This window comes from Psychromonas antarctica, assembly GCF_022267535.1.
In the GTDB taxonomy this organism is placed as follows: domain Bacteria; phylum Pseudomonadota; class Gammaproteobacteria; order Enterobacterales; family Psychromonadaceae; genus Psychromonas; species Psychromonas antarctica.
On sequence record NZ_JAHNZV010000006.1, the window covers coordinates 1 to 23,707 of the forward strand.

The window sequence follows — 23,707 nt, forward strand, 5'->3', positions numbered from 1 at the left end:
TTAATATTATTGCAGGAATAGTAGCTTACTGCGTAAAAAAACAGAAGCCATGCATTAAGCTGTCAACAAGCGAATCGGGTGTAATGACAGCTTAATAAATGCAGTTTCTTATCCAGATCTCAGGTTAATTAAGTATTTTTATTTTTTATCTAACACCACAAATGCATTACTGGCAACACTTACTGAGTAGCTACCATTTACAACATTAATACTTTGTTCATTATAAGTTGAATTAGCAGTATCAGGTGTAATTAACCGGTAAGTACCGTTACTTAAACCAGTAAACGTGTAATTAAAAGCAGACCCTTTCGTCATCGCCACATAAGCGACAGCACTACCTAAATCACGTTTAATAACAGCATGATCGCCTGCCATTAACAGATCCGTCTGCTGACCTTTTTGTAGCGCCTCAGATGAACTGCGTAGGCTGTTAAGCATTTTTAAGTGTTTATACATAGTCGGCTGATTATTTTTTGCATAGCTGATACCTTCCGAGCCTAACATCCAGCGCGCGACGACATCCTCTTTTTCAGTGGTGGTGATATAATGTGGCCAGCTAGAATAAAGTACCTCTGTTCCGTAAAAGACAATAGGTAATCCTCTAAATAGATAAACAAAGTTTAAATTGTTCATATATTGAGCCTCATTAAGGATACCATTGGCACGAGTAACATCATGATTATCAACAAATGTAGAGAGATAAGTCGGATCATAGATACCCGACGCATCACCATTTACACCAGCGATACGTGCATAACCATTCTCATCATCAAAACCCGCTTCACCTTTAAAGGCTTTCCCCATCCATCCAGGGAAATCCATAGACGATCCATGAAGATCTAACATATGGAATTTTTTACCCTCGCCATTATAAATAAGATCAACAGCAGAGGCGCGATCCCCTGTCCAAGCTTCGCCGCACATATAGAAATTATCATTGCCTAAACTACGTGCATGCTCGTCCATCGCCAGTGTAAATCGTTCCCAAAAAGCCGCGCTCATATAAGACACAGTATCAATACGGAACGCATCAACACCATGGTCAATAAAACGTTCGTAAACATTTATAAGATGTTTAGTGGCATTTTGATCGTTATCGCCATGCTCATTAAAATCAAGCAGATCAATAAGCCAAGTGTTACCCGTACTGGCATAACTAAAGAAACCATTTAGAGCGCCATCCATATAGGGATCATTCGTTTCCCAGTTCCACGTTTGACCATCCATAATAATTTCTAGCGCGCGATCTGCCCATTTACTTTTTGAACCGACAACAGAAGAGCCCGGTTGCCCATGATTAACCACAATATCGAGCATTAATTTCATACCACGTGCATGCAACGCTTCCACCAATGCATCGAAATCATTCCAACCATCATTATCTTTACCCGATGAATGTAGATGCGGGTCTATTTGGTCAAAATCATAGCCCCAGTAGCCATGAAAAGCAGACGCTTCATAAGGATCGTTAGCATTAAAACGACGTCCTTCTGGTTGCTTAACCACGGGTGTTATCCAAATGGCGGTAAATCCCATACCTTGAATGTAATCAAGGTTATCCATGATGCCTTTAAAGTCCCCACCATGGTAATAAGATAAGGGCCCCGTTTTACTGGTATTGGTGTTGTACTTATCTGCAGCACCATTAGGTAAATATTCATCACCCCAGATATTATTATTGCTGGTATCACCATCGGCAAAACGGTCAGTCATAATAAAATAAACGTTTTCTCCGCGGAAATCATTACTAACGCTCTGTACACCAATACTGTAATTAAAACTATAAATAGCATTATTACCCGAAGCATCGAGTGCCAGTACTTTAAGTGTTAAATCAAAACCAGATTCATTAATATCTAGCGCAGAAAATGTTTGTGAATTACAAGCAGAAGATAGCGTTGTTGGTGTTGAGCCATCCGTTGTGCAATACAATAATGGCGCATTATCCTGATTATCAGAGACACTTAAGGAAATTTGTTGATTACTATTATAACTACCAGCTGAAGGGGATGCACTGACGACAGGAGCGGTCTTATCAACACCACCGACTTCTGTTTTGGTAATTTGCTTAGTAGTGGCATTAAAACAGATATCATAGGTTGCATCACCCGTTACAGTCACATCTGCTGCGGGGTAGTTTTCCGTCCAATCGGCGTAATGATCAATTTTAAAACGCGGATTCACATTGGCAAAACTCTGCTGCGTACAAAAATTAAGATTATCCGTCGAGTCCATTGCAGTCGCAATCCAATTATTCGAGGTACCACGGAAATACCAAGTTTCTTGAGTTACTGCAATCGTATAATCAAAGTCATAAATGGCACTATTACCCGATACATCTACTGCAAGCGCTTTAATTGCTAAATCGACCCCAGCTCCATTAATATCTGTCGCGTTAAATATTTGTGAGTTACAGATTGGCGATATTATGGTTGGCATAGAACCATCAGTTGTACAGTACAATAATGGCGCGTCATCTTGATTATCAGTTACGTTCAAAGTGATTTGTTGACTACTATTATAAGTGCCAGCGGTAATGGATGCCGTCGCGATTGGGGCCGTATTATCGACACCATTAACGATTGTCTTGGTTATCTGCTTGCTGCTTTCATTGAAACAGATATCATAAGTCGTATTTCCCTCAACAGTGACATCGACAGAGGGGTAATTTTCACTCCAATCCGCGTAATGGTCAATTTTGAAACGCGGTGATAGATTAGCAAAGCTTTGCTGCGTACAAAAATTAATATTATCAGTAGTTTCCATTGCAGTGGCCTGCCAATCATTTGCGGTCCCCCGGAAATACCAACTGGCCTGTGTTGTTAATGAGAGCGTCATTAAACCTATAAAAATTACTTTTTTCATTGTTAAGAAATCCTTTTTCTTTACAGTTTAGGCATACCTAGCCACTGCCAATAGGGTCTTTCGCAATTCATAAAAAGATTATGTCTTGTTCCTGCATTCACGCAGAGCCCAATATCCATATTTTTAAGTGAGTTAGGTATAATAAGCAATGTCGTTTTTAGCAAAAAATTTTACTAAACAAGATTTTTATTTTTAATAATTATTAATAAAATTCGAGATAACAACAGAGCAATTAGATTGAAAGCGATTTAAAAAATAACTGTTTTAATAAGTCGCTTTCTGTTTTCAATGCCAATCAAGATTTATTACTGATCTATTCATTAGAATTAATCTCATTTACACTGATTTGGAATGGTAGAGTAATTTTTTTGTTGTGCAATTTTTAAGCGGCATATTTTTTAAAAATAAAAACAAATCAATTAAAACGAGCGGTTAGTCGCAAAAATCATCGGCTTTATTATCTGTTTTTCAATGAATTGTTTTTGCAAAAGGGAGCGTGGGTCGTTGATATAGCTTTAAATTTACAGACACAGTTGCTTTAAAATCACAATGCGCAGGACAAACGTATCTTTCTTACTTTTGTGTGCGTGGCATTTAGTGAAAGATGAAGATAAACTTGCATTCGTTATCTTCTCGGTAACAGTATAGTGAGCTCTCGCGGGTCATTCATTTGCTGATTTTCCTTTTGACTCAGCTACGCCCAACTCTTTTTGTAATTTATATCTACCTACAAGAAGTCTCTAACGCAATAGATATTGCCATATCAGTATGACTTGGTTTAGCAACACGAAAATCACTAACATCCGGAGAAAATATAACGATTTTTTGCTTACCACCAAGTAGACTTTCTTTCGCAGGCATCAAAATTTATAATGATCTTGCCGTGATTGGGCAAGTTTGACCCGCTAATTAATTGACTTGATATTATACGGATGTCACATTAAAAATGAGGTGATCAACTATAAACATAAAGTGAATACATTCAACGACTTTTATCAATAACCCAAGAAAATATACGTACTAAAAGTCAGGTGAAGTTTATTAAATATTAAACCTGCAACCAAAATGTTACCGGCCCATCATTGGTTGAACTGACCTGCATATCCGCTGCAAAAATCCCCGTTTCAACAGCAATACCTGTGGTACGGCAATTTTCATTAAACAGCTCATAAAGTCGATTTGCTTCAGCTGGTTCTGCACCATTAGAAAATCCCGGCCGATTACCTTTATTTGTTTCAGCAGCTAGCGTAAATTGCGAAACAACCAATAAGCTACAACCCGCCTGCTGCACATTAAGATTCATTTTATCCTCACTGTCGGCAAAAATTCGGTAAGCTAAAACACGCTGTGCAAGACGCTTGCATTTTTTATCTTCATCCCCTTTTTCAATCCCTAACAAAACTAACAAACCGCCTTCAATTTGACCGACAGTGACGCCTGCCACTACCACTTTTGCATAACTAACTCGCTGAATTAACGCAATCATATATCCACACCTTGATCATCGTCCTTTGGGTGTAGAAACTCTTCCAGTGTAGAAGTCACTTCAGCACCAATTAATACAATTAACCAGCTAAAATAGGTCCAGATAAAAAGAATTGGAATCACCGCCAATGCACCATAAATTATCTGTTGAGAAGGAAAATGGGTAATATATAAACGGAAAAGATCGGTTGCAAAATTAAATAGTATAGCGGCTATCAAGCCACCAATTAATGCATAACGAAATCTTACACGCTGATGCGGCACTAAAGTATACACACCGGCGAAAGCAAGCCAGCTAAAAATAAATGGCATCAAGCTGAGTAATTTCTGCCCCAATGAAAGGAAACCGACCTCGTGGAAACTGGTAAAGAGGTAAGAGCTCAAAGCGATACTACTACCAATAATAATTGGCCCTAGGCTCAAAATAGTCCAATAAATGGTAAAAGCTTGCACCAGCGAACGCTTATGAGTGCAGCGCCAAATACGGTTAATGGTTTGATCAATAGAGGATATCAGCAATAAGGCGATAACGATTAATGAAGCGATCCCCATCATGCTCATTTTTTTAGTATTTTCAATAAAACCGCTCATATGTACTTTAATTGCACCACTCGAAGTCGGCACGAAGTTATTATAGATAAGATCTTCGATAATTTTATTGAGTTCAGAAAACATCGGGAAAGCAGATAACATATAAAAGACAACCGCTAAACACGGCACGATAGATAAAAGAGTAACGTAGGCAAGATGACCTGCTGGTACCTTAATATTATCTTGCCGACTACGTTGCCACAAAAAAATTAAGTATAAGTATGCCGTCTTACTTTTGTCTAAAACTAATTGCTTACTCAATTGCATCTTGTTTATCCTAAGTCGAAAAGTGATTCTCTCTCTATTCTATACTATATGACGAAATTACAGATAAAAAAAAAGGCCTTACCGAAGTAAGACCTTACTTATACGTTATTACTAACGCATTAAGCTTTAGCTGGACGAGCCGCACGTTTACGTTCGTTTTCAGTAAGTAATTTCTTACGAATACGAATGCTTTTTGGCGTGACTTCCACTAATTCATCAATATCGATAAATTCAAGCGCCTGCTCAAGTGTCAAAATTATTTCTGGTGAAAGTGTTTGCGCTTCATCTGTACCTGATGAACGCACGTTAGTTAGCTGTTTACCACGAATACAGTTAACCGTTAAATCATTAGAACGGTTATGAATACCGATGATTTGACCTTCATATACTTCTGTCGCATGACCAAGGAATAAACGACCACGTTCTTGCAAGAAGAATAACGAGTAAGTAACAGCTTTACCTGTTTGGTTACAAACCATTACACCATTTTGACGTTGACCAATAGTACCGCCTTTATGTGGGCCGTAATGATCAAATGAGTGGTATAGCAGACCAGATCCAGACGTTAATGTCATAAACTCAGTTTGGAAACCGATCAAACCACGACTTGGAATAATAAAGTCTAAACGCACACGGCCTTTACCATCTGGCGTCATGTTAGTTAGTTCCGCTTTACGGATGCCTAACTGCTCCATTACTGAACCTTGATTTTGCTCTTCAACATCAACCGTTAATGTTTCCATTGGCTCATGTAATTGACCATCAATCATTCGTTCGATCACTTCTGGACGAGAAACAGCCAGTTCGAAACCTTCGCGACGCATATTCTCAATCAAGATACCTAAATGTAATTCACCACGACCAGATACTTTAAATTTATCAGGATCGACAGTTTCTTCAACTCTAAGCGCAACGTTATGTACTAACTCTTTTTGTAAGCGCTCAAGGATATTACGAGAAGTAACAAATTTACCCTCTTTACCACAGAATGGAGAATTGTTTACTTGGAAAGTCATGGTAACAGTTGGCTCATCAACGCTTAGTGGCGGTAAAGCCTCAACATTGTTTTGCGCACACACAGTATCCGATATTTTAAGTTCGCCTAAACCACTGATGGCAACAATATCACCCGCTTCAGCAATCTCAATGTCATTACGTTCAAGACCTAGGTAACCGAGTACCTGACCGACTTTACCGTTACGTTTTTTACCGTCAGCACCAATAATGGTGACTTGTTGGTTAACTTTTACATTACCACGCGTAATACGGCCGACACCGATAACACCAACATAGGAGTTATAATCTAGCTGAGAGATTTGCATTTGGAAATCACCATCGCGATCCGCTTCAGGCGGTGCAACACTGTCTACAATAGTTTGGAATAAATCTTCCATATTCTCAGTAGTTTTTTCCATATCATTACTTGCCCAGCCATTTAGCGCTGATGCGTAAACGACTTGGAAATCTAACTGCTCATCCGTCGCACCTAAATTATCAAAAAGATCAAACACTTGATCCATTACCCACTCAGGTCGAGCACCTGGTTTGTCGACTTTATTGATAACAACAATCGGCTTAAGGCCGTGAGCAAATGCTTTTTGCGTTACGAAGCGTGTTTGTGGCATAGGGCCATCAACAGCATCAACAATAAGACAAACACTGTCTACCATAGATAAAATACGTTCTACTTCACCACCAAAATCGGCGTGTCCCGGTGTGTCTACGATATTGATATGGTAGTCATGCCAAACAATTGCGGTGTTTTTAGCCAGGATAGTAATGCCACGTTCTTTCTCTAAATCGTTAGAGTCCATTACGCGCTCTTCAGAACCACCACGGGAATCTAATGTACCTGATTGCTGTAAAAGTTTATCAACTAGCGTTGTTTTACCGTGGTCGACGTGGGCAATAATGGCAATATTTCTTAATTTTTCTAACGACATGATGAGCCTCAAAGTAACAATTAATTTAAAAATACCAATTAAATAAATAAAACGAGAGAGAGATCTCTGCGTTACATTTATCTAATTGGTATAACGCGCACATTGTAACCAGAATAAAAAAAATAGAAAGTTTTAACTACGTCACAATTAACTTATCAGGCAATTAATCGCTATTTTAACTGTTCACCGATCAGAAAAAATGACAACAGCACCAACAAGAGGCACTAAAGCACCAAGTTGGTGCGCTTGTTGCGTTTTTTACTCGTTTTAAAAAATGATTAACAACAAATTCTTATTACTATCTCACTAACGCGCTTGAGTTATAAAATATTTTTGCTATGGTTATCCCTCATATTTAACGCCAATTGAGGTTCTCAACATGTCAGTACAAACAGCACAAGATGTTCTTGATCTAATTAAAGAGCAAGATGTTAAATTCGTTGATTTACGCTTTACTGATACCCATGGTAAAGAGCAGCACGTATCAGTTCCATTTCACCAAATTACGGAAGACTTTTTCGAAGATGGTAAAATGTTCGATGGTTCATCAATCGCCGGATGGAAAGGAATTCAAGATTCAGATATGGTTCTGATGCCTGTTCCTGAAACAGCTGTAATTGATCCATTCACAGATGATTTAACGCTTAACCTACGCTGTGACGTACTCGAGCCAAAAACCATGTTAGGGTACGATAGAGATCCTCGCTCTGTTGCTAAACGTGCTGAAGCATATATGCGTTCAACGGGCATCGCTGACACAGTTTTATTTGGTCCTGAACCAGAGTTTTTCCTATTTGACGACGTCAAATACGGTAATACGATGCAAGGTGCATTCTTCTCAATTGATGCAAAAGAAGCGGCATGGAATTCAGGCACATCATACGAAGAAGGCAATACAGGTCACCGTCCTGGCATTAAAGGCGGTTATTTCCCAGTCGCACCTGTCGATTCAGCGCAAAATATCCGCAGCGCGATGTGTTTAATTATGGAAGAGATGGGGCTTGTTGTTGAAGCACATCACCACGAAGTTGCAACAGCGGGTCAGAATGAAATCGCTTGCCGCTTTAATACCATGGTTAAAAAAGCCGACGAACTACAAATCTACAAATATGTTGTCCATAATGTTGCTCATGCCTATGGGCAAACAGCTACCTTTATGCCAAAACCTATTATCGGCGATAATGGCTCAGGCAACCACTGTCACCAGTCTCTAGGTAAAGATGGCGTTAACCTCTTCTCTGGCGACCAGTACGGCGGTCTGTCTGAAATGGCGCTTTACTATATTGGCGGTATTATCAAGCATGCGAAAGCACTGAATGCGTTTACCAATGCGTCAACTAACTCGTACAAGCGATTAGTACCCCATTTCGAAGCACCGGTTATGCTCGCTTACTCTGCCGGAAACCGTAGCGCATCAATCCGTATCCCAGTCGTGCCATCTGCAAAAGCCGCACGTATTGAAGTGCGTTTCCCAGATCCGACAATGAACCCATACTTAGGTTTTTCAGCGATGCTGATGGCTGGCCTTGATGGTATCAAAAACAAGATCCACCCTGGCGAGTCACTTGATAAAGATCTTTACGACCTACCGAAAGAAGAAGCGGATGCAATACCACAAGTTGCAGTTTCTTTTGAAGAGGCACTTGCTGCACTGGATGCAGATCGTGACTTTTTAACGGCTGGCGGCGTATTTTCTAATGACGCAATTGATGCCTATATCAAGCTTAAAATAGGCGAATGTGAGGCTGTTTCTCGTGCCACACATCCAAAAGAGTTTGAATTATACTATAGCGTATAATCTCCAGCCGCTTTAGGACTACGCATTAGCGTAGCCTTATAAAAGGCTATTGCGTCTTTTCAGCGTGATAAATTCAAAAAAAGGAACAATTTTATTGTTCCTTTTTTTTATAAATCCCCCTCAAAAAAACGCCCTATGGAGGAACACCAAAATGAGGTGAAAGCGTTATCCTCAGTTTCACACGGCTAGCGATTAATTAAATAGCGATGCTTCAATAACCCGCTGCTACAACAATCAAAAAACACCTTCTTCTTGTATAACACGGAGCAAAGCATACGACTCGAGCGTTAGTTGGTCTGATTCTTGCTACAATTACAGATATTAACAATTTTTAAATTTAAAAATAACTAGGCTGATATCATAAAGCCCACAATTTATAAGGAAGGAGCCCTACATGAGTGGAAACCAAACCCGTCTTCAAGCGATTGAGCAAATTACTAATCGCGCACCAACATTGGTCAGTACCCCTGAGCCATTGAGCAAAATTTGGGCCGAAGACGTTTTTAACCTGCAAAAAATGGAAGAAGCGTTATCAAAAAATGCTTTTAAAGCAATTAAGAAAACGGTTCAGACTGGCGGCGCATTAGACGCGGCAACTGCTGATGTTGTTGCAGCTGCAATGAAAGACTGGGCACTTGGAAAAGGTGTTAAATTTTATTCACACATTTTTTATCCTATGACTAACATTACCGCAGAAAAGCATGATGGTTTTATCATCACCAATTCTGATGGTGGTGCGATCACCGAATTTACCGGTAGCTTATTAATTAAAGGCGAACCAGACGGATCATCTTTCCCGAATGGTAGTTTGCGCATGACCAATGCTGCACGTGGTTATACTGCATGGGATCCTACAAGCCCAGCTTATATTATGCATACAGCTAATGGCTCAACCTTAATGATCCCAAGCGTATTTATGTCTTGGACGGGTGAAGCTCTCGATAAAAAAATCCCACTTTTACGCTCAATTTCAGCCATGGATGAAGCCGGAAATAAAGTCCTTAAATTGATGGGTGAAACTAATATCGCACCGATTAATTCAAGCTGTGGGGCGGAACAAGAATATTTCTTAGTTGATGAAAACTTTGCTAATGCGCGCCCAGATCTATTACTAGCAGGCAGAACCTTATTTGGTGCGCCACCAGCAAAAGGACAGCAATTTGATGATCATTACTTCGGCGCAATTCCTGAGCGTGTGCAAGTATTTATGCAAGACTTTGAAAATAAACTGTATAAGTTAGGCATTCCAGCTAAAACGCATCATAACGAGGTGGCGCCAGGTCAATTTGAAATCGCACCTTATTATGAAAACGCTAACGTTGCAGCAGATCACCAGCAATTGCTGATGACGCTGATGAAAAGTACAGCCAAAGAACATGGTTTTCTGTGTTTATTACATGAGAAACCATTTGCAGGTATTAACGGCTCAGGTAAACATGTTAATTGGTCAGTGGGCAACAGTACACAAGGAAACTTGTTAGATCCAGGCAGTACTCCACATGCCAATCTTAATTTCTTACTCTTCTGTGGTGCCGTTATTCGTGGCGTGCATAAATATGGTCCCTTATTACGTGCCGTTATTGCCACCGCCTCTAACGATCATCGTTTAGGTGCGAATGAAGCGCCACCGGCAATCCTTTCTGTGTACTTAGGTGAACAGCTAGAAGCTGTCTTTAATGATATTAAAGCAGGTAAATTAACCGAAGCGGCTGCCGCAGGTGTGATGGATCTTGGTTTATCACAAATCCTTCATTTTGAACGTGATCCTGGTGATCGTAACAGAACTTCACCTTTCGCATTCACCGGTAATCGTTTTGAGTTTCGCGCAGTGGGTTCATCACAATCGGTTTCAGGTCCATTAGTGGCAATGAACACCATGCTTGCTGACTCATTAAACTGGATTGCTGAAAAATTAGAAGCTGCTTTAGCCGATTCTGCAGACCAAAATATTGCAGTTATTACTGTATTACAAGAGCTTATGGAACTTCATGGCAATGTTATCTTTGGTGGTGATGGTTATTCCGAAGAATGGCATAAAGCAGCTGTTGAAAAGCATGGATTGAAAAATCTACCGACAACGGCGGATGCATTACCTGCTTTACGTGAAGATTATATTGTAGAACTTTTTGAAAAAACGGGCGTATTCTCACCAGTTGAATTAGAAAGCCGCTATGAAGTCTACGCTGAACAGTATGTTCTTGCGATTGAAGTCGAAGCTAAATTAGTGGTTGATATAGCGACCACTAAAATTTACCCTGCAGCGATTAGCTATTTATCTGAGCTTGGTTTAACCGCGACTGCAATGGCAGATTTGGGTATCGAACTTGAGACATCACTTGCGACTTCAATCGCGGCTGAAAGTAATGCCATGATGGCTGCTGTTGGCACGCTTAGTAAGGCAATTGCAACACATGACTTTGCTGATACTGAAGCGCACATGCGTTTCTGTGCAGATGTTATCCGCGGTCTAATGGATGAGGTACGTGTACATGCGGATCTACTTGAAACTATGGTAGCAGATGAACTATGGCCACTACCTAAGTATCACGAAATGTTATTTATCAAATAAATTTATTTAAAGGTCAAAGTGTGACTGGCCTTTCACTATTTTGATACAAAAGAGCTTCTTTAATAGGCTCTTTTGTATTTTCTACCGAAGAACAATTACAACGTTAAAGCAGACCGGTTGAAGGTTTTTTAAGCGATCTAAATATTCAGTGATTAAACCCACAGTGGTGCGGGTTTTTTATTGCCAGAGTGCTATTCCTACTCCACAATTACCACTCTTGTATTTGAGGTATCTTATTATGAAACGCTTTACATTATGCTTATCCGCACTGATCTTTATTTTTTCTTCTGCCACAGCACTAGCCGACACTAAAATTTATCACTGGGTTGATGAGCAGGGGAAAAGCTATTTTTCAGACACGGCTCCACCTGGCGCAAAAGAGATCAGTATCAGTCATCAAAATTTATTATTGCACAGTCAAGTGACAAAACCAAAGAAAGACACTCCTACTGCGCTTGATCAACTACAAAAAACAGCCATTGAATACCAAGCGACTATTACGTCGCCACTAGATGATGTCGCCCTGCGTAGTAATGCAGGAACCATTAATATCCAGGTATCCACTACGCCAGAGAAAAAAAACAATCAAAAACTGCAGCTATTTTTAGATGGAAAAGCCCTTGGAGAGCCACAAATATCTCCTTCCATCAGCGCCCAGAATATTGATCGAGGCACCCACCAACTGCAAGTTCAACTACTCGATGAAGATGGGGCACTACTCACTAAAACGCAGATAGTCACAGTGCATTTGCAACGTGTTGCGGTTGGCAACCTTCAATAATGTTATCTTTCAATGGCAATAATGAACTACCCCTGGCGTTGCTTGAAGAGGCAAATACAGCTTTTGTGGTTATTAGCGCTGACTTTAAACTGATTTACGCTAACCCCGCCAGTGAGTTATTACTATCACAAAGTAAACAGCGTCTCTATCAGCAGAGCTTGCTGCAACTCGCCAGACACTATCATTTCAAGCCAACATCTATCCAAAACATTTTTGTTAATAGAAATTCTTTTACTGAGAATGAAGTGACTCTGCGTATTGAGGGCCACCCTGTTTTAATTGCATTAAGTGCCACTTACCTCAATTTTGCTAACACTGACTACGTCATTATTGAGATGCGTTGTATTGAACAACAGCGTAAATTCAGTCAAGTTCATTATCAGGAGCATCAACAAAAAGCAGCTCAAGATCTGGTCCGTGGACTCGCCCATGAGATAAAGAATCCGTTAGGGGGATTACGCGGCGCGGCGCAACTATTAGAAAGTGAACTTAGTAATCCTGAGCTGAAAGAGTTTACACAAATTATTATCGAACAAGCAGACCGCTTAAATGCATTGGTTAACCGTTTATTGGGACCACAAAAGATCGGCTTGCGCGCGACCCATAATATCCATTCAGTACTCGAAAAAGTACGCAAATTAGTGTGTTTAGATCTACCAGATTTTATTAACATCAAAGTTGATTACGATCCCAGTATTCCGGACTTCGAAATGCAACCCGATCAACTACAGCAAGCGTTCTTAAACATTATTCAGAATGCCGTGCAAGCACTCAGCTCAGGTGCAAAGCAGCATTCTAAAATCACATTAAAGACACGTACCGCGCACCAAATAACTATCAATGGTTTACCGCAACGCCTGACAGCTGAAATTAAAATTATTGATAATGGTCCAGGAATCCCTGAACAATTAAAAGATACGCTCTTTTATCCGATGGTGACGGGCCGAAGTGATGGCACGGGTTTAGGGCTTTCCATTGCACAAGAGTTAATTAAACAACATAATGGGCGCATCGAGTGCCACAGTACAACAGGCAATACTGAATTTCTTATCTACTTACCGATGATACTATAAAGTAAAGATGTGGGATTCTTCCTAGCGCGTCACTAACACTATTTTACAATAACAGTTTAAAAAGGACATAACAGATGGCAACAGCTTGGATTGTGGATGATGACCACGCGATTCGTTGGGTTTTAGAGCGAACATTAAAAGCTGAAAAAATTGAATATGCCAGTTTTTCTGATGGTGAATGTTTGTGGCAGCAGCTGCAAATCGAACAGCCCGAGGTTATTATTTCCGATATCCGCATGCCGGGTATTGATGGCCTCGCTTTAATGGAGCGAATTCACGAACGTTTTCCTTTAATTCCTATTATTATAATGACCGCGCACAGCGATTTAGACAGCGCAGTTAATGCTTACCAAAGCGGAGCATTTGAGTATCTTCCTAAACCTTTTGATATCCACGAGGCCACCGCATTAATTCAACGTGCTATCAGCCACAGCTTAGAATTAAAGCAGAAGAAAAAACCCGCTGAAAAAATTGTATCAATGCCCGAAATTATCGGTGAAGCCCCAGCAATGCAAGAAGTTTTCCGTGTTATCGGGCGATTATCTCGTTCCAGCATGAGTGTCTTAATTAATGGTCAATCTGGTACAGGTAAAGAGCTAGTAGCCCATGCACTGCATAAACATAGCCCGCGCAAAGAGAAAACCTTTATCGCACTGAATATGGCCGCCATACCCAGAGAGTTGATTGAGGCTGAGCTGTTTGGTCATGAAAAAGGAGCGTTTACCGGTGCCGCACATAATCGTCAAGGTCGCTTCGAACAAGCAGATGGTGGCACGCTGTTTTTAGATGAGATAGGTGATATGCCACTTGATGTGCAAACCCGTTTATTACGCGTACTTGCCGATGGCCAGTTCTACCGCGTTGGTGGGCATCAGGGGATGAAAGTGGATGTGCGCATTATTGCAGCCACCCATCAAAATCTCGAGAAAAAGGTGCTCAGTGGTGATTTCCGTGAAGATCTATTTCATCGTCTTAATGTTATTCGCTTACAGCTACCCGCATTAAAAGAGCGGCGTGAAGATATCAGCTTATTGGCACAGCATTTTTTAAATAATATCGCGGCAGAACTAAATGTCGATAGTAAGCAGCTCACAACTGAAACAAAAGAATATTTAAGCCAACTACCCTGGCCAGGGAACGTCCGTCAACTGGAAAATGTTTGCCGTTGGTTAACGGTGATGGCGAGTGGACAAGAGGTGCATATTTCAGATCTGCCACCCGAATTGAGTTCGCAAGAAACGCACAAAAGTGACGGTGAAAGTCCACTATGGCAGCGAAACTTAAAGTTATGGACCTTAGCTGAGTTAAAGCGCGGTGAAGAGAATCTTCTTGCTAATGCGTTGCCAGAGTTTGAAAAAATAATGCTGCAAGCTGCACTCACCTTCACTCAAGGAAAAAAGCAGGAAGCCGCAAAACTACTCGGTTGGGGAAGAAATACACTCACTCGTAAATTAAAAGAATTTAGCATGGACTAACTGCTCATTTAAAGTTTTACGACTACTGTGGCCCTGCTCGGGGCCATTATTATTGCATTACTGATGCGCGCCATTAATTGAAAAATTAATGGCGCGGCTTTTCTTTACGCAATAACAATCCATCACGCCTTCCTTAACAACGCCAAGCTATATCTCTCTATTTTACTGGCTTACACCCTTCTGTTGTTTGGCATTTCTTAGTAAAAAACAGGCAAATCCTAAAATTGCGCAGCAACAGATAACAACGACCATCGGCCAACTTGATGTTGCCGGTAAAAATGAGATCACCGCGCCAGCGACGCCCGCTAAGCCAAAGCGTAACGTGCCAGAAAGTGAAGATGCTGTACCCGCAATCCAGGGGTAGTCATTTAATAAGATCGCCATCGAATTACTGCCAACCGTTGATATTGCACTGACATATAACATCACCGGTAATACAACCCCCCAAAGCCCTAAATTAGCAATTTGCCCTAACAACAGTAAAATAGCACCAACAAGCTGAATGGTTAACCCTAGTTTTAGCATCCATTGAGAGCCTTTAGCGCGTACTAGGCGGCCATTAACGACTGTCATTACCATCATTGCAAAAACATTTAGGGCAAACAGATAGCCGACATGTTCAATAGCAACGTTATGTAACTCAACAAAGATAAATGAAGCAGCGGTTAAAAATGCAAACATGCCCGCAAAGGAGAGTGCCCCGGTTAAAATTAACAGCATGGCATCCGCACTCACAACCAATGACCTATAATTGCGCAGCACTGAATGCACTCTAAACGGATGGCGCTTATCAATGGGTAGTGTTTCTGGAATCTTAAAAGAGATAGCAACAATCACCACCAGCGCGATCAGTGCAATTAACCAAAAAATTGAGCGCCAACCAAACCAAATGGTCATATACCCCCCCAGCAATGGTGCGATAAGTGGCGCTAATGTCATGACCAGTACAATAAATGACATGGTACGTGCAAACTCTTCTTTTTCAAACATGTCACGTACAATCGCCTGAATCACTACAGCTGCAGCCGCGCCAGCAAATCCTTGTGCGACACGCATCCAAGTTAATATTTCAATATTCGGTGAAATTGCACTAAAAACAGAAGCTAAAGTAAAAAACAGGATGCCTATTAAGAGGACAGGCTTACGTCCGAAGCTATCAGCCAATGGCCCATGCAGTAACTGCCCGATTGCAAAACCTGCCATATAAGCCGTTAACGTAAACTGAATATCACCCGCAGAGACTGAAAACTCATTCGATATTGAGGGCATCGCAGGGAGGTACATATCAATAGCAAAGGGGGTTAATGCAGCGATTGCACCTAGAATAATAATCAGTAAAAAACTGAGCGGGGTGGTTTGTAGACGCATAGGCGACTCCTAGACTCGTGCGACTCAAAGTTTTTATTCACTAAAATCATAACAGAGACTAATTAATGGTGGTTATTGAGTGCAGCAAGATCAAGATCACATAATATCAGTAATAAAATGATAGCGCTTCATCTTGTGAACAATAAGTTGTTAGATAATATTATTTATAATTTTTAGGGGATGTGGCAAGTAAGCGCAGAAATGGATGCTAATAAAACGGGGCTGCAGCAATCCGAGATCCACGCAAGATGATCCCCATAAAGTTATTTACAGCCTATTAAAAATCATTTTTAAGCAGCTCCAATAGCCCTTTGGCTTGATCATTTTCAGTCAGGCTACCTGAGACTTGCAACGCCTCTATAACGCTATCAGCCCATTGTAAATAATCAACTTTCAACATAAACATGCCTGCTTGATTATCTTGTTCAGATAAACCAACCCGTTGATTATTTTGCAGCAGGTAGAAATCATCAATACGACTGTTTAGCCCTTTTACGGTTAAAGGAATCTGCCTTTCTTCACTGAGGATATTTAAATTTTGTACCGTGAGCTGTTTCAAAAATAGCGTTTTAATCGGCAGTTTCTGTTTTTCATTGTTCTTAATAGCCACATCATCCCCAGGTGCAGCCATAAAAGCAGGAATGGTTACATTCATATTTTTAAGCAATAACGACTCGACCTGCAAGCGTTCTATAGAAAAATCAGGGGCAGGAAAAAGCGCAATAGATAACCGCGCATCCGCTTGCACCGCCAGCTCACCAGAAAATATATTGTTAAATAAACATGTTAAAGTAAGTTTATTTTTATCGAGTTGCAGATCAACTGAGCTGTTCTCTGCACTGATTCCAGCTTGGTTTGGCCCTATAAATGCGAAATGTTTGGCTGATAATGCCAGCGTTCCCTGCAGTTTAGCTAAATCCAGCTCAGTAGATAATGACAGATTATCAACCCTTAATGCACTCAAATCAGCTAACTGTATCGCCAATTTGGCAAAGTCAAAGTGCATATTTCCTTTAAACAAGGTGCCGAGCAGTTTTTTGTTATCGATAATAGACAAATTATCAGAGCGGAGCATGGCCTGCTGTAATAGCAAGCTTTGCTGCCCATCACTTACCGCGACATTTAAATCAGAAAGGCGTAATTTGTTTATATATAATTTATCCCAAGGCAAGGCTTGTATCTGAGCGATGTTTTTTTCTCTGCTGTTTTTCGCGACGGCAGGATGCTCTAAAAAGAGCGGGTTAACACGCAAATTAATGCCCGCCAGTTCAACTAAACCAAGTTCTAAGTGGCGATTCCAAAGATCCAATCTTGCAATCTCTATCTTGATTTTCTGTATATCGAATCGTATCTGTTGATCGCGCCCCGCGGATAAACCTGAAATAGATAAGCTGCTATCTTGCCAAAGATTATTTTCAATTACGTCAAAACTAATTTGATAGCCTGTGGATTTTTCAATTTGTTGCGCTATCCACCCTGAGTAATCATTGATATTAAAGGTGCAAAAGAACAATGTTAGCGAGGCTAAAAAAAGTGCGAGTAATAAGGTAGATATAATGAAAAATTGTTTCATCTATTTTTCCTAATAGCACACTGTAGGCATCCCGTCTTGGAAACTAAGCTAAGCATGTACATATTGCCCTTTATTCCCTAACCAACGTTGATTAAGTAGCGGAATCAGCTCCGGATAACTGTTCATTATTTTTACTGCAAGTTGCTGAGTTTGAGGAATTAAGGCTTGGTCACGAATAAGATCCGCAATTTTAAATGCCGCGATACCTGTCTGTTTAGTGCCAAGCACCTCGCCGGGTCCGCGGATGAGCAGATCTTGTTCTGCAATATAAAAACCGTCATTACTTTCACGTAGAATATGCAAGCGTCTCTGCGCGCTCTGTGAAAGTGGTTTTTTATAAAGCAAAACACAGTGGCTGGCGATACTACCGCGTCCAACCCGACCACGCAGTTGATGCAGTTGCGCTAAACCGAGGCGCTCAGGATTTTCGATAATCATCAAACTCGAGTTAGGCACATCCACTCCCACTTCAATCACCGTCGTCGCAACAAGTAAATCTAACTCCCCTGCTTTGAAGTGGTCCATTACATACTGTTTTTCAATCGCTTTCATACGCCCATGTACTAAACCAATACGTAAATCTGGGAGTGTTAACTGCAAATTATTAGCACTGTCTTCTGCGGCCTGACAGTCTAACGCCTCAGACTCTTCAATTAAGGTACACACCCAATACGCCTGTCGACCTTCATTTTTACAGGCTTGATAGACGCGTTGAATAATATCTTCTCGACGCGAATCTGGCAGTGCAATTGTTTGTACTGCTGTTCGTCCCGGCGGCAGCTCATCAATCACCGATACATTAAGATCTGCATAGGCGGTCATGGCCAATGTTCTTGGAATGGGTGTCGCGGTCATAGTTAACTGATGCGGTGCAAAATCCCCGGCCAGCCCCTTCTCTCGCAATGCTAAACGCTGTTCAACACCAAAGCGGTGTTGCTCATCAACAATAATCAGAGCCAAATTATTGAAAGCCACATGCTCTTGAAAAAGCGCATGCGTACCAACCACCATTTGCGATAAACCTAAACTAATATTTTCTAACTGTGAGCGTTTCTCTTTAACACGCATTTTCCCTGAAAGCATGCCGACCTTGATATCTAAGGATGTAAACCAGTCACTAAAATTAATAAAGTGCTGTTCAGCTAATAGCTCGGTAGGCGCCATTAACGCAACTTGATAGCCAGCTTCAATAACACGCAAGGCAGCCAATGCGGCCACCAATGTTTTACCCGATCCCACATCGCCCTGCACGAGTCGCATCATCGGCAACGCCTGTTGTAGATCGTAGTGGATCTCCTGCGCCACTCTTTGTTGTGCAGCGGTCAGTGAGAATGGCAAGCTAGCTAACAGTCGTTTTTGTAAATCACCATTTCCACTGATCGTGATCGCCTGGTGTCGCTGGGCATCCGCGCGCAACGTTAACATACTGATCTGTTGAGCTAATAACTCCTCGATAATCAACCGTTGCTGCGCCGGGTGGATTTTAGCCTCTAGTTGCTCAATACAGGCGTCTGCGGGGGGGCGATGAATATAATAAAGTGCGTCGCTTAAACTTATCGGATAACTTAAAAGTGCAGTTGGTACTAGTTCATCTATTTTATTTTGCTGCAGTAAAACTAACGCTTGCTCTGTCAGATTGCGCAAACTGTTTTGCTTCAATCCATCCGTACTCGGATAAATGGGGGTTAAGCGCGTTTCAACTTGTTTTCCGCCAACGGGACCAAGCAATGAATAATCGGGATGAGTAACCTCAAGTCCTTGATAACCACGTTTGAATTCACCAAAGCAAGTGATCCTAGTGCCTTTAACAAAGCTATTTTGTTGTGCGGCGTTAAAATGAAAGAAATTAAGTGTCACACTGCCATTGCCATCACTTATTTTACATTTCAAGATGCGCCTTTTCCCCGACTGCAGATCGCAACTTAATACTCGCCCTTGCACGCTGACCTGCATTCCGTCTTTGAGATCAGAGATAGCATAAAGCCGCGTTCTGTCTTGATAATGCAAGGGTAAATGAAAGAGCAGATCAGCAACACTGCTTAAGCCAAGCTTCTCCAACCGTTCAGCGGCTTTTATACCGACACCTTTAAGTACCGTCAAGGGTACTTTTTCTAATTTCATTTTACCCTCGAGACGGTTAGAATGGGCGAACCGCATAATTTCAACTTGCACATATTATGCTTGAAGTTAAGCCAATTATTTACATAATTTATCAAGGATGGCTATGCGTTTACTATTTTTACTTATTATCTCTTTATTTAGCATCTCTACCATAGCTGAAGAGTCGGCTATTGACCAACGAATAGCGCAAGAAAAAAAGACGCAAAAACTTCTATTTTCTATCACTCCTCATAAACCCAACTATCTTTTACCCCTAACCTATAATAGTCATATTCAATCCGAACGTACTTATAAAGACGTTATTGATGAAGAGCAATTACAGCAGTTAGAAGTTAAATTCCAGTTTAGTTTTAAAGCGCCAATTCTAACAGATATTGCCGATCTTCCTCTTTCTCTGTATTTCGGTTATACCCAAGTCTCTTTTTGGCAAGCATACAACGGCGATAATTCATCACCATTTCGTGAAACAAATTATGAACCAGAAGTTTTCGCAATGTGGCATCAAAACAGAGCATTAGCTTATGGATGGGATTTTAAATTAGCAACACTGAATTTAACCCATCAGTCCAATGGAAGGGCGGAACCACTGTCGCGCAGCTGGAACCGTATTGAAAGCAGCCTGATATTTGAAAAGGGCAATATGACGCTGGCAATTAATCCTTGGTATCGATTTGAAGAAAATACAAGCGATGATGATAACCCAGATTTATTGGATTATTATGGACACGGTAAAGTGACAGCCATCTATAAAGCAGATAACAACATATTTACCCTTATCAGCCGCAATAACATAGAAAGCGGTTTTAGCAAAGGCGCAATAGAATTCGATTGGAGTTTCCCGATACATGGAAAAGTGCGTGGTTATTTTCAACTGTTCGCGGGTTATGGCAATAGCTTGATTGAATATAATGAATATACCAATACCATAGGGTTGGGTATTTCATTAACTGATTGGTTATAATTTAGTTAACCCATTAACTATTTCTGAACTTATTTTATCGGCAAATAACTGCCGTTTGCTGTCTTCAGCCTCACGCATATTTTTATTCAATGAAGACCAGTTTGGATGGCTGCGTAGTTGCCGTAACCATTTAGACCAGTTTTTAGGCAGTAGGTGTCCAGAGTTGCTCACCTGATAATCAATTTTATCGAAACTGGCATGGCCTCTTTTTTGAAACAGATCTAACAATTTTAACTGCCTTAACCACAGTACTTGTAGCGTCACATCATTTAAAGCGATATAACGACAGCCTTTTATTTTAGCTTCTATCTCTTCGTAATAGCGTTTTTTAACCCCCCATAAAGCGCCCGCCACGCCACCGGTGAAGGCCGCGGCCCCTAAGGTCATTCCGGCAGTCACCAAATCGATGGCGACACCCAGTCCCGCCCCTTTAGCAATATCGCTGGTTAACTTAATGCCAAATTCTTGTAGATTATCAACTGAAAAAAGATCCAGTTGCCAGCCATCCTGCTCAACGGGTAATTGACTGTTTGCTAAATCCTCTTTGCGAAATTGGTAGAGTTTTAGCAGTTGGCGGACGGCTCGGTTTTCCGCTTTACGCACCACTTGCTGGAGCTTCAGCGTTGTTTGCTCAACTTCCTGATCGGTATTGGCTGTTTTAAAACGTACACAAGCAGATTCAATAAATAGGTTGGCCACTATCTCGCTGGCCGCATGAAAACGTTCCTCCCACTGGCACTGGCGCTGCACTATAAATTTTTGCAGTAAACTTTCTTTATCGGCCAGCAAAGTTTGCATTTTTTGGTAAATTTTTATCTCATCTGAAAAATTAAAATGAACATTATCAAAACTGACTAAAGCATGAAAATTTAGGCGTGCCAATTGCGCTTTCCACTGCGCCAAATTATCACCACCTTGCGCCGTAAAGTTAAGCACCGGAATAATCGGCTTTGCAGCATAACTGAGAATTTGCAGCTCATCCCGATATTTACCCAAAACAGGTTCTCGCAAATCAATCACATAAAAAATAAGATCGCTGCTTAGCAAAGCGCGCAAAACTTTGGCTTCTTGTTCAAACTCGGGATAATCAGCAATATGCGCTAAAAAATAGTGCAATCGCTCAATACCATCTACCGATTTATCGGTAAAATAACGACTTAAAATATGCTGCAGACGGATAGAATCTTCGAGTCCCGGGGTATCAAATAAAGCCAGACTGTTGCTCTCGTCGATGACTAAAGCACTGCCTTCAACATGACGCGTAGTGCCCGCTTGATCGGCTACATCACCAAACTCGGTATCACGTAATAAGGTACGCATTAAGGATGTTTTTCCTGCATTCGCGTGACCAACAACCGCTACAGACAAACTATTTTTATTCATCTCCCCTCCGGATATTGATTACTTTTAAACTGGATAACATTTTCTAACATAATGTTAGCCTGTGCAGCCAGTGTATACCAATCACTGTGTCGCTGACTTGCCTGTGCAGCTTGCATCTGGCCATTATCCATCAGTAGTAGATAAAATGGTTGGGCAGTTACTTGAGTTAATGAGTTAATGAACGCGAGTAAACCTCTATCGGGTACACGCGATAAACTGACGTATAAAACAATTGCTTGCGACTCAATAGTTAAAAGCTCATTTAATAAAAATTGCTGGCTTTGGAAATCACAGATATGTTTTAAATATTTTATATTGTCGGGTGCATATTGCGTAACATGCTTTGTGCATTCTATCAATTGTGCTGCTGACAATTCAATCGCCACGGGATAAAAAGAGGATGGCAGTTGTGCGCCTGCAATTGCTGAGTATCGACCCGGAGCAAATGCGTTTTTTTGACTGCTATCGGGATCGCTAATGCCTAAAGACGTCACATTAGGCACTAGCTGCAGCCGTAATTGCACATAATAAGGATTGCTAAAATTTAAGCTAAATTTTCTTTTCTTTTTGGTTAACAAAAATTCCATTAATAATAACAGCAGAAAACGTGGCAATAGGCCATATATGAGTAAACTACTGATCAATAAACTAGACCAAACCAGACGACTATTTTGCGCATCGACAAGTCCACTCACTGCACCTAAATGGCTTTGCTGTATCTGTTCAGGGGTCGGCACCGCGAGCCCCAACAGGTCGGGAATATAAGCGAGTAGCTGAGTTAAGCCCTGAAAATCATTCAACGAGAGAATACTGGTTTGCCAGATAAAATCGACCTGATGGGTTGCGAGCATAATAACCAGCATTAGGGTTGCTCCACAAAAATAACTTAACCACAGTAAATGCGTCATGTAGGAAAGCTGATAACGCCCGATCGCCCCTGATAAATTAATTTTAAAATAACATCTATAGAGTGCCCAGAAATGCGCATGCTGTGTTGATTGCGGATTTAAGCGTTTCTCCACTGTTTTCAATAAAAATAGACTCAGGCGAGCCAGCCAGCCGCCACTTAATAGGCGCGGATGCAAAAATAGCAACAGCCAAAAAAAGAGTGCAAACAGATTGGGAATAAAAAACAGGACAAAAGCCCAGAAAAAATTTATCTGTGTCCCCTGCTCGCTAAAGAAAAGTTGCTGTACGCTGCTTGCACCAAGCAGCAATACAAGCACAGATAGCAGGATAAATAGTTTTTTAGTGAGCGCTTTAAAATGTGAAAAAAGACCCGATATTTGCAGTTGTCCATCGAGGTGCTGAGCACGTTGCAACAGTAATGTCTCAAATTCTGCACCAGCCTTTCCTAGAGATGGAGAATCTAAAGTAGGATAATCACCTTCAACAGTGCGCACACCTTCGGCTAATAAACGTTGCTGAAATAGACTCAATGACAATTCTCCTGA

Annotated in this window: 15 protein-coding genes and 1 pseudogene; 7 read left to right on the forward strand and 9 right to left on the reverse strand. The window is 41.0% G+C overall.

Annotation, left to right across the window (positions count from 1 at the left end):
• Positions 1-95: pseudogene (locus tag KSO91_RS17840) on the forward strand (IS982 family transposase); the annotation flags it as partial.
• Between the two features lie 43 nt (positions 96-138).
• Here KSO91_RS17840 and KSO91_RS02880 read toward each other — a convergent pair.
• The 4 genes from KSO91_RS02880 to typA all read right to left on the reverse strand — a co-directional run bounded on the left by KSO91_RS02880 (position 139) and on the right by typA (position 7,151).
• Positions 139-2,865, reverse strand: coding sequence for an alpha-amylase family glycosyl hydrolase (locus KSO91_RS02880; protein ID WP_238741153.1), 2,727 nt, complete (start codon positions 2,863-2,865; stop codon positions 139-141).
• Between the two features lie 1,048 nt (positions 2,866-3,913).
• Positions 3,914-4,351 carry a D-aminoacyl-tRNA deacylase gene (gene dtd, locus KSO91_RS02885; protein ID WP_238741154.1) on the reverse strand — a complete coding sequence of 146 codons (438 nt, stop codon included), beginning with the start codon at positions 4,349-4,351 and terminating at the stop codon, positions 3,914-3,916.
• Entirely contained in the window at positions 4,348-5,208 is an 861-nt protein-coding gene (locus KSO91_RS02890) for a virulence factor BrkB family protein (protein ID WP_238741155.1), read from the reverse strand. The genes dtd and KSO91_RS02890 overlap by 4 nt, the downstream gene beginning before the upstream one ends.
• A gap of 119 nt (positions 5,209-5,327) precedes the next feature.
• Positions 5,328-7,151, reverse strand: a complete 1,824-nt coding sequence (gene typA / locus KSO91_RS02895) for a translational GTPase TypA (RefSeq protein WP_238741157.1) — start codon at positions 7,149-7,151, stop codon at positions 5,328-5,330.
• Positions 7,152-7,530: 379 nt separating this feature from the next.
• Between typA and glnA the strand changes: the two genes are divergently transcribed.
• From glnA to glnG, 5 genes are all read left to right on the forward strand, one after another.
• Positions 7,531-8,949 (forward strand): glutamate--ammonia ligase, encoded by a 1,419-nt coding sequence (glnA, locus tag KSO91_RS02900; RefSeq protein WP_238741159.1) that lies wholly within the window; start codon positions 7,531-7,533, stop codon positions 8,947-8,949.
• Between the two features lie 394 nt (positions 8,950-9,343).
• Positions 9,344-11,518, forward strand: a complete 2,175-nt coding sequence (locus KSO91_RS02905; RefSeq protein ID WP_238741162.1) for a glutamine synthetase III family protein — start codon at positions 9,344-9,346, stop codon at positions 11,516-11,518.
• 238 nt (positions 11,519-11,756) lie between these two features.
• Positions 11,757-12,299, forward strand: coding sequence for a DUF4124 domain-containing protein (locus tag KSO91_RS02910; protein WP_238741164.1), 543 nt, complete (start codon positions 11,757-11,759; stop codon positions 12,297-12,299).
• The gene (gene glnL, locus KSO91_RS02915) at positions 12,299-13,372 is read left to right on the forward strand and encodes a nitrogen regulation protein NR(II) (protein ID WP_238741166.1); all 1,074 of its coding nucleotides are present in this window, start codon (positions 12,299-12,301) and stop codon (positions 13,370-13,372) included. The genes KSO91_RS02910 and glnL overlap by 1 nt, the downstream gene beginning before the upstream one ends.
• Positions 13,373-13,446: 74 nt before the next feature.
• Entirely contained in the window at positions 13,447-14,847 is a 1,401-nt protein-coding gene (gene glnG / locus KSO91_RS02920; protein WP_238741168.1) for a nitrogen regulation protein NR(I), read from the forward strand.
• Positions 14,848-15,009: 162 nt separating this feature from the next.
• Here the strand turns inward: glnG and KSO91_RS02925 are convergent, their stop codons facing one another.
• From KSO91_RS02925 to recG, 3 genes are all read right to left on the reverse strand, one after another.
• Positions 15,010-16,215 (reverse strand): Bcr/CflA family multidrug efflux MFS transporter, encoded by a 1,206-nt coding sequence (locus KSO91_RS02925; protein WP_238741170.1) that lies wholly within the window; start codon positions 16,213-16,215, stop codon positions 15,010-15,012.
• A 277-nt stretch (positions 16,216-16,492) separates the two neighbouring features.
• On the reverse strand, positions 16,493-17,788 hold the full coding sequence (locus KSO91_RS02930) for an AsmA family protein (protein WP_238741172.1): 1,296 nt from the start codon (positions 17,786-17,788) through the stop codon (positions 16,493-16,495).
• Positions 17,789-17,836: 48 nt separating this feature from the next.
• The gene (recG, locus tag KSO91_RS02935) at positions 17,837-19,909 is read right to left on the reverse strand and encodes an ATP-dependent DNA helicase RecG (protein WP_238741174.1); all 2,073 of its coding nucleotides are present in this window, start codon (positions 19,907-19,909) and stop codon (positions 17,837-17,839) included.
• 103 nt (positions 19,910-20,012) lie between these two features.
• On the opposite strand from recG, the gene KSO91_RS02940 reads away from it, so the two are divergent.
• Positions 20,013-20,870, forward strand: a complete 858-nt coding sequence (locus KSO91_RS02940) for a phospholipase A (protein WP_238741177.1) — start codon at positions 20,013-20,015, stop codon at positions 20,868-20,870.
• Here KSO91_RS02940 and KSO91_RS02945 read toward each other — a convergent pair.
• Together KSO91_RS02945 and KSO91_RS02950 are read right to left on the reverse strand one after the other, a co-directional pair.
• Positions 20,865-22,253 carry a DUF3482 domain-containing protein gene (locus KSO91_RS02945; RefSeq protein ID WP_238741179.1) on the reverse strand — a complete coding sequence of 463 codons (1,389 nt, stop codon included), beginning with the start codon at positions 22,251-22,253 and terminating at the stop codon, positions 20,865-20,867. The two genes, KSO91_RS02940 and KSO91_RS02945, sit on opposite strands and share 6 nt — an antisense overlap.
• A complete protein-coding gene (locus KSO91_RS02950) occupies positions 22,250-23,692 on the reverse strand; it encodes a DUF2868 domain-containing protein (protein ID WP_238741181.1) in 1,443 nt (480 codons plus the stop codon). The genes KSO91_RS02945 and KSO91_RS02950 overlap by 4 nt, the downstream gene beginning before the upstream one ends.
• Positions 23,693-23,707: the final 15 nt, after the last annotated feature.